At 59.5% G+C, this 13,336-nt stretch carries 15 protein-coding genes; 7 read left to right on the forward strand and 8 right to left on the reverse strand.

The window, feature by feature from the left end; translation table 11 throughout:
• Positions 1-163 precede the first annotated feature (163 nt).
• The 6 genes from BM151_RS11875 to BM151_RS11900 all read right to left on the reverse strand — a co-directional run bounded on the left by BM151_RS11875 (position 164) and on the right by BM151_RS11900 (position 5,538).
• Complete coding sequence (locus BM151_RS11875) at positions 164-622, reverse strand: VPLPA-CTERM sorting domain-containing protein (RefSeq protein ID WP_177213120.1); 459 nt, start codon at positions 620-622, stop codon at positions 164-166.
• Between the two features lie 360 nt (positions 623-982).
• Complete coding sequence (locus tag BM151_RS11880) at positions 983-3,349, reverse strand: hypothetical protein (RefSeq protein ID WP_090060935.1); 2,367 nt, start codon at positions 3,347-3,349, stop codon at positions 983-985.
• The gene (locus BM151_RS11885) at positions 3,349-3,609 is read right to left on the reverse strand and encodes a spike base protein, RCAP_Rcc01079 family (RefSeq protein WP_090060936.1); all 261 of its coding nucleotides are present in this window, start codon (positions 3,607-3,609) and stop codon (positions 3,349-3,351) included. Before BM151_RS11885 ends, BM151_RS11880 begins: the two co-directional genes overlap by 1 nt.
• A gap of 100 nt (positions 3,610-3,709) precedes the next feature.
• Complete coding sequence (locus tag BM151_RS11890) at positions 3,710-4,561, reverse strand: glycosyltransferase (RefSeq protein WP_090060937.1); 852 nt, start codon at positions 4,559-4,561, stop codon at positions 3,710-3,712.
• 3 nt (positions 4,562-4,564) lie between these two features.
• A complete protein-coding gene (locus BM151_RS11895) occupies positions 4,565-5,059 on the reverse strand; it encodes a glycosyltransferase (RefSeq protein ID WP_177213121.1) in 495 nt (164 codons plus the stop codon).
• Positions 5,056-5,538, reverse strand: coding sequence for a glycosyltransferase family protein (locus tag BM151_RS11900; RefSeq protein WP_090060939.1), 483 nt, complete (start codon positions 5,536-5,538; stop codon positions 5,056-5,058). Before BM151_RS11900 ends, BM151_RS11895 begins: the two co-directional genes overlap by 4 nt.
• Positions 5,539-5,743: 205 nt before the next feature.
• On the opposite strand from BM151_RS11900, the gene BM151_RS11905 reads away from it, so the two are divergent.
• On the forward strand, positions 5,744-6,655 hold the full coding sequence (locus BM151_RS11905) for a response regulator (protein ID WP_090060940.1): 912 nt from the start codon (positions 5,744-5,746) through the stop codon (positions 6,653-6,655).
• Here the strand turns inward: BM151_RS11905 and BM151_RS11910 are convergent.
• Positions 6,628-7,200, reverse strand: a complete 573-nt coding sequence (locus tag BM151_RS11910) for a VanZ family protein (protein WP_090060941.1) — start codon at positions 7,198-7,200, stop codon at positions 6,628-6,630. The genes BM151_RS11905 and BM151_RS11910 overlap by 28 nt on opposite strands.
• A gap of 28 nt (positions 7,201-7,228) precedes the next feature.
• Positions 7,229-7,738: an acyltransferase gene (locus tag BM151_RS21965; RefSeq protein WP_090060942.1), complete on the reverse strand. Its 510-nt coding sequence runs from the start codon at positions 7,736-7,738 to the stop codon at positions 7,229-7,231.
• 376 nt (positions 7,739-8,114) lie between these two features.
• On the opposite strand from BM151_RS21965, the gene BM151_RS11920 reads away from it, so the two are divergent.
• From BM151_RS11920 to rfbA, 6 genes are all read left to right on the forward strand, one after another.
• Positions 8,115-9,077, forward strand: a complete 963-nt coding sequence (locus BM151_RS11920; RefSeq protein ID WP_090060943.1) for a glycosyltransferase family 2 protein — start codon at positions 8,115-8,117, stop codon at positions 9,075-9,077.
• 2 nt (positions 9,078-9,079) lie between these two features.
• Complete coding sequence (locus BM151_RS11925; RefSeq protein WP_245781190.1) at positions 9,080-9,670, forward strand: acyltransferase; 591 nt, start codon at positions 9,080-9,082, stop codon at positions 9,668-9,670.
• A gap of 176 nt (positions 9,671-9,846) precedes the next feature.
• Positions 9,847-10,407: a dTDP-4-dehydrorhamnose 3,5-epimerase gene (rfbC, locus tag BM151_RS11930; RefSeq protein ID WP_090060945.1), complete on the forward strand. Its 561-nt coding sequence runs from the start codon at positions 9,847-9,849 to the stop codon at positions 10,405-10,407.
• Positions 10,404-11,453, forward strand: a complete 1,050-nt coding sequence (gene rfbB, locus BM151_RS11935) for a dTDP-glucose 4,6-dehydratase (RefSeq protein WP_090060946.1) — start codon at positions 10,404-10,406, stop codon at positions 11,451-11,453. Before rfbC ends, rfbB begins: the two co-directional genes overlap by 4 nt.
• Positions 11,450-12,301: a dTDP-4-dehydrorhamnose reductase gene (rfbD, locus tag BM151_RS11940; protein WP_090060947.1), complete on the forward strand. Its 852-nt coding sequence runs from the start codon at positions 11,450-11,452 to the stop codon at positions 12,299-12,301. Before rfbB ends, rfbD begins: the two co-directional genes overlap by 4 nt.
• Positions 12,298-13,188, forward strand: coding sequence for a glucose-1-phosphate thymidylyltransferase RfbA (gene rfbA, locus BM151_RS11945; RefSeq protein ID WP_090060948.1), 891 nt, complete (start codon positions 12,298-12,300; stop codon positions 13,186-13,188). Before rfbD ends, rfbA begins: the two co-directional genes overlap by 4 nt.
• The last annotated feature ends 148 nt before the right edge of the window (positions 13,189-13,336 follow it).

Consider the following 13,336-nt stretch of genomic DNA (forward strand, 5'->3'; position numbering starts at 1 on the left):
CCGCTGACGATCGGCGGGCCCCGTTCTCAACTCAATAGTGCCACGCGGGCGTGAGCCTGGCGCGCTGTCGCGGTTCGCGCACCCTCATGCAAGTTCTCGGATCCGACAATGAAAAAGGGCGACCCGAAGGCCGCCCGAATTCTTAGGTCGCAAAACGTCTGGCTTAGGCAGCAGCAGTCGTCTTGGAGCGACGGCGAGTAACGCCAGCCACGCCCAGAGCGGACAAAAGCAGAAGCGCACCAGCCGGAAGCGGCACGGCCGAGAAACGTGCGCCGATTTGCTCACCGCGGCTGAGCGCATCGTAGAACACGGTCAGGGTCGCGGTTTGGCCTGCGGCCATGGCAACGGCAAACGGAGCGGTCGCGGAGATGACTTCGGTGCCGAAGTCGATGCTGTAACCGGTCAGAGTGCTGCTGAAATATTGTCCACCAAAGTCAAAGACCCAAGTGCTGGCAGCGTCGTTGGTCACGTCGAAGGAGAAGCTGCCAGCAGCTTCGTCATCGATCGCCACGGCAACAACCCGGCCGGTCTTGTCGGTCATGTTGAACGTGTCGCCGGGGGCGACACCTTCGCTGTAGAAGGAAAGTGCAGAGGCGGAGATCGGTGCAAGGGCAAGTGCCATTGCGCAAACCGCGCCTTTCAGGAATTTGTCCATAATAATCTCTCGTCAGGATCAGAGGTTGATGTTTGTAAGTTTGGTATTATTCATTATTAACCAGTTTTTTGCCGCTCAAGGCAAGGAATACATGGGTTTTACGAACTTATTAACCCTAACGCGTATCAAAAATTAGGATGTTTTTCGCGTTTTGAGATGAAATCATGGACAATCTGACATTTGAACCGAAATGTTTACTGAACAAGGACAGTGGGCATGTTGCTCTGCAGCATTTTGAACCGAATCGTTTGATCTGAGGGCATATCCTTGCGCGGCCTCATGCCGTGTCGCGCGGTCCCGGACTGCCAGAAACGTTCTTCCCAAGCTTCACGTCACATCCGTGCCGGTCTTCCACTCATGGCCGTTGATCTGCACAGCCGTGCCCGCGATGACGCGATAGGCGTCGGCAATATCCGGCGCAGAGCCATCGGCACTGCAGCTATTCCAGAAGGCGGCGTGACCGAACGCGCCGGTATAACGCCCATTGAACAGCCGGTAGACGGATCGTGCCAGAACACCGTTGCTCACGATCCCAGTCGCGGACCACAAAAGCGCCCCCGCCCCATCGCGCAACCACATCTTGCCATCAGCCGGGTCGGAGAAGTCCACTGCGAAGGTGAGCGTCGTCTCGACGCCAAAGGTCACGGTGTGAGCATTGATTACGATGAGGCCTGTATCGTTCGAGGCCCGCGCCCGCACACGCACCCGGCCGTCCGTCTCGTGCAAGGACAGGCTGACCGGATCAAAAGTCCCGTAGCCGATCAGAACATTGAATGTCGCATTTCCCGCAAAACCTGCGACCGGCGTGAAGCGGATCTGCATCGTCAACTTGTTGTCCACGCCAGACCACGGGGTCGCGGTGCTGTCGGGGTAGAAATTATCCACGAACTCGGTCGCCGTCGCCGCGACAGTGACGCTGCCGCCCGGCAGCGCGAGCGGGTTCGCAAAGACCGTTTCCCAATCCATCACCGGTTCGAGCGCGATCCCGGGGTTGGTATCCCCGGCGGCGTTGTAGGCGCCGCCAAAGCTCATCGGCACCATCGGCCAGCGCTTCCAGATTTCCCGGGCAATGTCGTCGATATAGGTGATGACGCCAGAGGCGCCGCCCATGCCGAAGCGCAGCGTATCGCCAATGCCAAAGGCGCCATCCGGGTGATAGACGCGGATCTTGCCTGCGACAATTTCGGCCGGCGCCGGTCGCCCGGACACTTCGAACCCCGCCACCTCCGCTGAAGCATCGCCCTCCAACAGCGCTACGGTGGAGAGCGTCTGTCCGATGTCGATCTCAATATGCGCGCCGGTTGGTTCCCACGTCACATGCCCGGCCTCGATCTTGGGCGGTGTCCATGCCGACCAGCCGAGCATCTGACCGATGATGTAGGCATTTTGCTGCGCCCAGAGCGGCAGGCCCTGATTGTTGTCGAGCTTGCCGGGATGAGCATAGTCCGACCACGGGATGATCGAGGCCGCGTCACCGGTACGGTAAAGCAGCGGGGAAGCCCCTTTGGGCCAGAAATTGCCCGGTGCATAATCCTTGAACATCGCCATGCTTTGGCGGGTCATGCGCTTCAAGGCCATCGGACCGATGAGCGCGCCGGTCTCGTCAATTTCGGCCGACTGAAACACCTGCTGCGGCCCATCCGGGACACTGGCAGCGGTTTCCGTTGCAAACAGATGTGGTCCATAATCCAGGACAGGCACATCCGGATCGAGATCGGCCCAGTAGTGATCATAGGTGATCGTGTCGGACCCGTGCTCGGCGGAATAGGTATCGCCCGCCACCATTGGCGTCCCATCTGGCAGCTTCTTGGTGAAGAACCGCCCGAAGGTCTGCGCGTAATCCGTGCCCCAGGTCCCGGGACCTGCCGTCCAGTCGAGCGCGACCCATCCGAAACCGGTGATCTGCCCCCCCGTACCCTTGTTGATCGTGTCGAGATCGTAGGACCACGACCGCGACAGATCCGCATCATTGGCCAGCTGCATGAGTTTGGTCGCGCCCTTGGTCTGGAACACCACGGTGAAATGATCATCGGGGCGCATATCGCTGAGCGCGTTTGCCATGGCGGCCACCGCCGGGCTGTGCGGGGTCGCGTTTCTGACCACCGTCCATTCGACCGGCTCGGTCTCGGTGTTCGGGCGCCACGCCACACGAACGCGGCCTTCGGAGGCGACAACCGGGGGGGTAAGCGCGGCCTGCTGGTTGCCGTCGCCGATGCGCTGATGCTCGGACTGACCGATAATGACCATGACATGGCCGACGGCGCAGACCGTGGTCATGTGCGCTGCGGGCTGGCTCGTGCCGACAACCCGCACCTCGATCTGGTAGCGCGAGGCATTGCGCGGCAGGAGCATGTTGCCGCTCCATGTGGTCGCGCCGGAGAGTGCCGTCCCGACGTTCTGCCAGGCCGTGGCGCCAGAGCCGTCAACATAGGTCGCGCGGGCTTCGATGGTCGCATCCGCCGTGATCGCTCTGGTGCCGTCGCTCTCGGTCACACCGCCGGAGATTGGGATCAGGGCAGAATTGCGATCCGTCCGCCCGGTCCCGCGCACCACACCGCTGTCAAAGACGAGATCGTCGGTCGGGAAGTCAATGAGCGTCGCGAGGCGGGAGTTGACCGGTTGCGGCGGGGTGATCGGCCCTCCGGCGCTCAGCATCGCCTGGCCCAGTCCCAGCTGCAGTGCCAGAGAAGCCATCAGATCAATCCTACGATGCCGTTGGCGTCGGTCCCGGTGGCCCAGACACGCGCCACACGCACCGGGAAAGGAGCCCCCGCGGCGACATAGATATCGGCCAGACTTCCGTCGACCGTGGTCACCCGCACGAGACCGGAACTGGTCACGGCAATGCCCCGCACATAGGTGCTCAGGTCATTGCCATCGTCAGGAACGATTGAAATCAGTTGCGTCGCGGGCGCGGTCAGACCGGATTGGCGGTCGGCAAAGGGATCTGGCATGTTTCGGTCTCCTGAGTGGATCAGGGTTCCGCTCTCGAAACCCCGGAGACAGAAAAACAGCAGAGGAATAATCTCTCGTCGCCAGAGCGTACGTTGCCCCTCAGCGCCCGCGCGTCCAGCTGGTGACGGATTTGCCGCCGGCTTTCACCATCACCATCACAGAGACATAGACCGTGTAGCTCAGCGGCGCCCGCAGGAACAGGCGCAGATGATCGCGCGCATGCATGGGCGGCTTCGATTCATTGGCCATGATCTCGGGGAATTTCTCGGCCAGTTCACGGACCCCGGCATCCTGCCTGCGCCGCACGTGGACCAGCCTGCCGAACCCTTCGACCATCGGCCAATGATAGACCGCATCCACCTTGACCCGCTCGTCAGGGGCAAACATCAACCGCACGAACCCGTCATCGGCGATAATATCCGGAAACCTGTCCCAGCGGGCACGCCCCGCGCGGTTCACGGCAAAAAGACCCGCGCCCTGGACGTTGGTGGTCATAAAGGGCAGCATTTGCCAGATCTTGGCAAACCGCCGGGTGACCCAGCTTCGTGCCGGGGCAACCGACAAATGCCCGCTGGCATAGCGCGGGCTATCTGTGTCGAGCGCCGCGATGAGTGCCGCGGTCATCGACGGTTCGATGATCACATCCGCGTCCAGATAGGCCAGAACGCGCCCTCGGGCCTTGGCCTCGGCGGTATTGAGCGCGTTGAGCTTGCCCGGTGTCGCGATATCCAGAACCACCAGCTCCAGCCCCGCCGCTTCGAGTGCAGTGCGTTCGGTCTCGGCCTCCTCCAACGTCCGGTCCTTGCAGGCGTTGGCGGCCAGAATGACTTCGACCGACTGCGGCGGTAGCCCGGTCAGATCCTGCACCGCCAAAGCGCGCAGACAGGGGCCGATATAGCCCTCTTCGTTATTCGCAGGGATGATGATGCTGAGAAGGATCTGCGTGTTCATGGATCAGCCTTTGGCAAACACGACGGATCGGATTTTCGTGGTCAGGCTTTCCTCGGCAAAAAGGCTGAGTTCGACCCGCTCGGGCTTTTGCGCGAGAAGAGTGTCGATGGCCGCAGCCATCTCCGTATCTTCATGCACGATATGAATGCCGCTGCGGTTCTTGAAATGCGCGGCGGTGGCCATCTGATGGTCGTTGCGATGCTCGCCCAAGGCGCCTTTGCGCGGCATGGCAAGGATCGGCGTCCCTACCGTTTGCGCCTTGATGAACGAACCGGTGCCGGCATGGGCAATGATCAGCCGCGCGTCACGGCACATCTGATCGTACTCCGCCGAGGGCATACTCGCCCGGCTTTCCATGTGTTTTGGGTGATACCCCTCGGTGCCCACGGCACCGATCTGGGCGACCACAGTCATATCCGGATGGGTAGCGGCCCAGTCATCGACAGAGCGCACGAGACGGTCAAACGGCAGCTGGGTTCCGACAGTCAGGAAAATCACATTACGGCTCCCGCATATTCTGCCCCGGTTTCCTTCGCCAGATGCGGCCATTGGCTCAACCAGAGATCACAATGCTTTCGCGACAGATTCGCCGAAACCGACATTTCTTCGGCATTGGCGATACTATCGACCCAGATAGTGCGTGCACCGAGCATCTTGCCAAACCGTATGGCAAAGTAGCCCGGCGCTGCGCCGGTCGAAATCACCACATCGGGACGCACGCGCAAGACCACGAGAAACATCTTCAGCGCCAATTGCAGCAGGCGGATTCGATGCGTCGCATTGGCGTCTCGCACAGTGAAAAACCGATAGTCTGTTTCCGCCGGATCAGAGTCCAAATCAGCCTTGTAGGCCACGTCGGTCACCACATAGCTGACCCTGGCCCCTTCCCAGGAAGGGCGCAATCTGCGCAGCTCGCTCCAATGTCCGCCACCGGAAGAAACGGCGAGTACTTTGGGTCTCTCGTTTTGTTCTGACATCGGGCTCTCTACAGCTCTCGTCTCGATCCTGTCGCTCTCGTTACACCAGCTACATCACAAATGGACAAATGTCGCCCAGAATGAGTTGCTTTTGCACAGATTACACACAGATGCCGGAATATCGGGCAGAACGCTCTGCTTGATGATTGCCCATAGGTCATCGGCATGCCATTACCGAAGCGAGTTTACGAAAGACGGGATACTCATGGTGAGCCTATTGCACAATCCTGCCGTCCGTGAGCGGCTGCGCAGCCTTCGACCCTATTACAACAAGATTTTTCGACGCCAGCGCAATTACGCCAAGCTGCCGAGCCAGAAGGACTATCTCGAACAGATGCAGGGCAGAGGCGTCTTTCTGCTCTGTTTCGGACGGTCCGGCTCGACTGTTTTCGCAGATTTCCTCGGCACCCATCCACAGGTCATGACCTTTGGCGAGGTTCTGGGCGAGGAAAGTTATTACTCCTATTTTCAGTGGCTCAGCCGCGGCGTTCTGCGCCTCTGGCCATTGCGCCCGACACTGATGGCGCGTGAGTTCTATCGGTTCTGCGCACAGTTGGTGCGCCGCAAGCCGGGCATGCGCTGCCTGTTCGACATCAAGATCGAAAGCCTGCATCTCATCGACGGGAACTGGCGGATGCCCGGCCCCGATTTCCACCTTTTTCACCATTTGCGCGATGCCGGTGTGCCGGTGATCCTTCTGACCCGCAAAGATCTGGTGGCACGCTATGTCTCCGGGCAGGTAGCCGAACAGCGCGGCGCCTATCATAGCTACCACGGCGCCTCAAAGGAGGTGAACCCGTTCGAGATCGACCTCGCAGCGATTCGGGCGCAAGTGGCTCAGATCGACGCCACCCATGAGGTGATCCGTCGGGTCTTCGAGGGGCAGGAGAATTTCGTGGAATTGGCCTATGAAGATCTTTTCGTTCCCGACGGCAGCTCTGGCAACACGCGTTTCGCGCCCGGGCTGTCCGAGCGCATGGCCAAGCTGATGGCCGTCGAGGATCGCTTTGATTCCGTGCCGCGTCTTCAGAAAGTGTCCGGCGACAAAGGCTATGCCTCGGTCATCACCAACTGGGATGAGGTCGAGACCTATCGTGTCGAGGTTCTGGCCCGATAACGCCTGGCCAGCAGCGCGCCGCAAAACGCGCCTGCGGTGTTCAATATGAGATCGTCAACCTCGAAGGTGCGATATGGGCAGGGATAGAGGCCAAAAGTGCCGGTGAGCTGGCAAATCTCGACCGCGAGGCTCAAACCGAATCCCGCCAACGTGATCTGACCGACACTGCGCAAAAACCGGGAAAACCCGATCCCAACGAGCACGCAAAGCGCAAAGTTGAGCACCGTCGCCTGCACCACCTTATGGCCGATCCAATGACGCCAGTCGGCTCCGACACGCGTCACCAATCGGACAAAATAGTCCATCACGGCAAAGGGGCGCAGAATCGGCGCGACACCTCCCTGAGAACAATCGAGACTGGCCGGGTCGGGAAACGGGTATTGCGTGAGAATGACAAAGAAGAAGGCGGGGAAAAGCGCGATGACATCCCGAAAGGCGACACCACCGCCGCGCCAATACCACAACAACCCCCAGGCAATCAGAGCCAAACCCAGCGCGTAGGTCGAGCCAAGCCCGAGATAAGAGATGAGCTCAGCGAGGCTCATGCCACAGGGATCCCGTTGGGTTCAGCTCTCAGTCCCCCATCTCCAACGCTTTGGACGCCTCATTTGCATCGGCTTCGGGCAGGCGGCCATATTGACCAAGCGACATACCAGAGCGCAAAACCCGTGCCGGGTTGCCTGCCGCGATGCTGCCGGAGGGAATGGACCTGGTCACGACGGACCCCGCTCCGATGACACAATCGTCGCCAATCTCGACGCCCGGCATGATGATGCTCGAACCGCCAATGAAACAGCGCTCACCGATGCGCGTATCGGTAAACAGCCCGCGCGGCATGTCGTGGGACAGAATGCGCACCTCAAAGGCGATATAGCTGTCCGCGCCGACATGGACGCCCTTTGGCCAGGTCTTGTCGAATTTGGTCGACAGGGAAAACTGGCAGCTCGGGTGCAGATCCATGCCCCAGACACGTCGGTAATACCACCGCACCGCGTCGATGATCGCGTAGCGCAGGCGATGCAGACGATTCAGCCCCGCTCTCTTTACCTTGCGCGGCGCAGCTTCGGTCGCCTCTGCGGTCATAATGCACTCCTCATTGAAATCAGCGTGTTTCAGGATATAGAAAGCTCTGCATTTCGCCAGTCAAAACCAGGCCATCGCGGCGGGTCACAAAGCCGGTTCGGCAGGTTTCTCACCACCAGACTCGCCGACCTTGCCTTGCATTTCTTATCCGCAGTCATGGAGTTCGCGATTCCGAGAGAACGGTCAAGCATCGTCGCGCAGAGAGAGATCATAAGACCCTCGTCAGTGACGCGCGGCCTGTTTTTTAGGCCCTCTGCCCGGGATGAACCCGTCGCCATGACGAAATCCCGCGATCGACATTGCGACGGTCAAAACCATTGGCCCCAACCCTAAGACCGACTACAGTGGTGATGTCCAGATCAGCTGCAATGGCCCCATGTCCCAAGAGAATCCGAACGTCTCCCCCGAGCGCCCCGATCTGACGGTTATTATTGTCAGTTTCAACACCCGTGATCTTACCCTCAAAGCCCTCGAAACACTCTATGACACGACGAAAGAGACATCGTTTCAGACCGTTGTGTTCGACAATGCCTCGAGCGACGGATCGGCAGAGGCGATCGCCGAAGCCTTTCCTCAGGTCGCGCTGATCGCGTCGACAGAAAACCTCGGTTTCGCCAAGGCCAACAATCTCGTCGCGGCCGAGGCGACGACCGATTGGATCCTGCTGCTGAACCCGGACACGGAATGTCATGCAGGCGCGGTTGATAATCTCATGGCATTCTCGAAAGCCAATCCACGGGCCGGCATCACCGGCGGGCGCACGGTCTTTCCAGATGGCTCGCTCAACATCGCGTCGTGCTGGATGCGGATCACACCCTGGTCGGCCTTTTGCAACGCGGTCGGGCTCAGTTCCATCTTTCCCGGGTCGAAGCTGTTCAACTCCGAAGCGATGGGCAGCTGGCAGCGCGACACCGTGCGTGAGGTCGACATCGTCGTCGGCTGTTTCATGATGTTGCCGCGAGCCCTGTGGGATCAGCTCGGCGGGTTTGACCTAAGGTACTTCATGTATGGCGAGGAGGCGGATTTGTGCCTTCGGGCCAAAGCTCTGGGCTATCAACCCATGGTCACGCCAGACGCCGAAATCATGCATCTGGTGGGCGCCTCGTCGAAAGCCCAGGCCCGCAAATATTCGATGATCGCCAAGGCCCGCATGACCCTGATTCAGGATCATTGGCCCCCCGCGGCCGTGCCTTTTGGCCGCGCCATGCTGCAACTTTGGGCTGGATCCCGTGCGGCTGCACTCGGGTCTATTGCGAAGCTCTCGGGCAAGAAACGTGACTCAGCCCAGAAATGGATCGAAATCTGGCAAGATCGCAAAGACTGGCGGCAAGGATATTAACCGTGACACTCAAGACACAAGGCACGGCCACCGAGGGCGTTCAAAAGGTTCGCAAATCGCGCACACAACGCTTGCTGCGGTTGATTTTGGCAACCATCGATCCGCGAGCTTGGGCGCATTTTGTCAAAGTGATGAATTTCTACAATTACACCCATGTGCAGGAATTGCGCAAAGCCAAGGTCTCTCCCACCGCCAATATCGCCCCCAATGCGGGCTTCGCAAATGCGCAAAACATCGAGATTGGCGACAATGTGACGATTGGCGCTTATTGCCAGATCTGGGCCGGGCCGGAGCGCGCAAAAGTCGTGATCGGCAAAGACGCGCTCTTTGCCCCGGATGTCATGGTGACCGCCACAACCTATCGCTACAATGAGGGCGCTCCGGTCACGGATCAGGCCATGGATGAGGCCGATATCCTGATCGGCGCAGATTGCTGGCTTGGGCGCGGCGCGACCATATTGGCGGGCACAGTGCTCGGAGAAGGGTGTATCGTTGGCGCACATGCCGTCGTGCGCGGCGAGTTTGCCCCCTATTCCATTCTCGTCGGCAATCCGGCCCGGGTGGTCAGCGAACGCAGGTTGCCCGAAGCCTAAGTTTACTCTGTCAATCGGCCCGAAATCGCCAATGCAGTGGCACAACTGATTTTTTTTCCGGCACGTTCCTAAAAATTAGGCCTTGGCCTTGCCTTTGCCCGGGGAAACATTGCACCTGTTACAGGAATTTCGCACTCTTCGATCAGAGTGTTCCCAAAGACAAAAGACAGGTTGTTATGATTTTCCCGACTACGCTCGAGGGCGTTGCCCTCATTACGCCGCCGCGGTTTGGCGATCATCGTGGTTTTTTCTCGGAGAGCTGGAACAAGAAGCGTTTGGCGGATGCCGGGCTGGATCTTCCGGAATTCGTTCAGGACAACCATTCCCTGTCGCGTGAGGTCGGCACGGTTCGGGGTCTGCATTTCCAAAGCCCGCCGCATGCCCAGGGCAAGCTCGTGCGCTGTGGTCGGGGGCGGATTTTCGACGTGGCCGTCGATATCCGCGAAGGCTCCGAGACCTACGGTCAATGGGTGGGCGAGGAATTGTCGTTTGAGAATGGCAAGCAGCTCTGGATCCCGGCGGGGTTCCTGCACGGGTTCATGACCTTGGAGCCGGACAGCGAGATCATCTACAAATGCACGGACTATTACGCGCCGGAGTGTGACGGGGCGGTGAAATGGGACACATGCGGCATTGACTGGCCGCTGGATGGGATCACGCCGGTGATCTCGGAGAAGGACGAAAAGGCACAGACATTCGCCGCGTTCGAGACGCCGTTTACAAAGGAATTCGCATGAAGTTGTTGGTGACAGGTGGCGCGGGCTTCATCGGCTCCGCTGTGGTGCGGCTTGCGGTCTCGCGCGGGCATGAGGTGGTCAATGTCGATGCGCTGACCTATGCGGCCTGCCTCGACAATGTGGCCCAGGCGGCACAGAGCCCGCTTTATGCGTTCGAGCAGGTGGATATTCGCGATCGGGCCGGATTGGACACTGTTTTTGCCAAACATAGGCCCGATGCGGTGATGCATTTGGCGGCCGAGAGCCATGTGGACCGCTCGATCGACGGGCCGGGCGATTTCATCGAGACCAATATCACCGGCACGTTCAACATGCTGGAGGCGGCGCGCAAATATTGGGTCGAGAGCGGCAAGCCGGAAGGGTTCCGCTTTCACCATATTTCCACCGACGAGGTGTTCGGCTCGCTGCCGGCGGACAAAACGGTGCAATTCACCGAGGACACCGCCTATGACCCGCGCTCACCCTATTCGGCCTCGAAAGCCAGTTCGGATCATCTGGTGCGGGCCTGGCACGAGACCTATGGTCTGCCGGTGGTGCTGACCAATTGCTCGAACAATTATGGCCCCTATCATTTCCCGGAAAAACTCATTCCGGTGATCATTCTCAATGCGCTCGCGGGCAAACCGCTGCCGATCTATGGCGACGGCTCGAACATTCGCGACTGGCTCTATGTCGAGGATCACGCCGACGCGCTGCTTTTGGTGGTCGAGGAGGGCGAGATTGGCCGCAGCTACAATATCGGTGGCGAAAACGAGCGCACTAACCTCGAACTCGTCGAAACGCTCTGCGCCATTCTCGATGAAAAGCGACCCAAATCCAGCGGAAGTTACGCCGATCAGATCACCTTCGTCACCGACCGGCCGGGCCATGATGCCCGCTATGCCATCGACCCTTCGCGGATCCGCGACGAGCTCGGCTGGCGCCCCTCGGTCACGGTCGAAGAGGGGCTCGCGCAAACCGTGGAGTGGTATCTCCAAAACGAAGCCTGGTGGCGGCCTCTGCAAGAACGTCATGGCGTTGGCCAACGGCTGGGGGTAAAAGCGTGATCCTCGTTTTCGGCAAAACCGGTCAGGTCGCAACCGAGCTGCAAGCTTTGCTTCCCGAAGCGACGTTCCTGGGCCGTGCGGAGGCGGATCTGGCCGATCCGATGGCTTGCGGACAAAAGATCCGGGACTTGAAACCCGAAGCTGTCATCAACGCGGCGGCCTACACAGCCGTCGACAAGGCGGAAGAAGAGACGCTCTTGGCAACATTGGTCAATGCTGCGGCACCGACGGAAATGGCCGAGACCTGCGCCGAGCTGGGCATCCCCTTTGTCCATATCTCAACCGATTACGTGTTTGACGGCTCCGGCGAGACCCCCTTTGCGCCGGACCACCCAACGGGTCCGCTCGGGGCCTATGGGGAAACCAAGCTCGAAGGCGAGAACGGTGTTCGTGCAGCCGGGGGGATTTTTGCCATTCTTCGCACCTCCTGGGTGTTCTCAAGCCATGGTGGCAATTTCGTCAAGACCATGCGGCGGCTCGCCGAGACACGCGACAAGTTGACCGTGGTGGCCGACCAAGTCGGCGGGCCGACACCGGCGCGCGATATCGCGAAAGCCTGTGTCGAGATTGTCGATCAGCTCAAAACAGACCCGAACAAGGCCGGAACCTATCATTTCTCTGGCGCTCCGGATGTCAGCTGGGCCGATTTCGCGCGAGAAATTTTCGCCCAATCCGGCAAAGAAATGGCGGTCGAAGACATTCCAACCTCTGCCTACCCGACCCCCGCGAAACGCCCCGCCAACAGCCGGATGGATTGCAGTACGCTTGAGGCTGTATTCGGGATCGAGCGTCCCGACTGGAAGGCCGGACTGGCCGAGGTATTGAGTGATTTGGAGAGACATACATGACCCAAACCCAGCGCAAAGGCATCATTTTGGCGGGCGGATCTGGGACGCGGCTGTATCCGCTGACGATGGCAGTGTCGAAACAGCTCATGCCGATTTACGACAAGCCGATGATTTATTACCCGCTCTCGGTTCTTATGCTTTCAGGGATCCGTGAGATCGCGATGATCACCACCCCGCAGGATCAAGATCAGTTCAAGCGCCTCTTGGGCGATGGCAGCCAGTGGGGCCTGTCGCTCACCTATATCACCCAGCCTTCGCCCGATGGTTTGGCGCAGGCCTATATCCTGGCCGAAGATTTCCTTGATGGCGCAGCCTCCGCAATGGTTCTGGGCGACAATATTTTCTACGGCCATGGCCTGCCGGAGATGCTCTTGGCAGCGGATGCCAAAACGGTCGGCGGAACGGTGTTCGGCTATCATGTGGCCGATCCCGAACGCTACGGGGTCGTGAAATTCAACAGCGAAGGCACGGTCGAGGAAATCATCGAAAAACCCGAGGTCCCGCCGTCAAACTATGCGGTCACCGGGCTCTATTTTCTCGATGGAGACGCCCCGCGCAGGGCGAAAGAGGTCAAACCATCGGCGCGCGGAGAACTCGAGATTGTCACCCTTCTGGAGAGCTATCTCGCGGATGGAACACTCTCCGTCGAACGTATGGGGCGAGGTTACGCCTGGCTCGATACCGGCACACATGGTTCCCTCCTGGACGCTGGCAACTATGTCCGCACGCTCTCGATGCGCCAAGGCATGCAATCGGGCTGTCCGGAGGAAATCGCCTATCAGAACGGCTGGATTGATGACGCAAAAATGCGCGAGCATGCCGAGACCTTCAAGAAGACCGATTACGGGAAATATCTTTTGGGTCTGATCGCTCTAAAGGGAAACTAGGCTTCAGAGCCGTTGAGACTTGGCAGCCGGCATCCGATGCATCGCGAGCGTTTTCCAAGGGCATCTTGAACCGCGGTTAGAAGGACGTTCCTGACGCGGCCTGACCCTGTCCACAAATCAGGGTGCAAGGTGGTTTTAGCCGGTCCTG

Source organism: Celeribacter neptunius (assembly GCF_900113955.1).
Lineage (GTDB): Bacteria > Pseudomonadota > Alphaproteobacteria > Rhodobacterales > Rhodobacteraceae > Celeribacter > Celeribacter neptunius.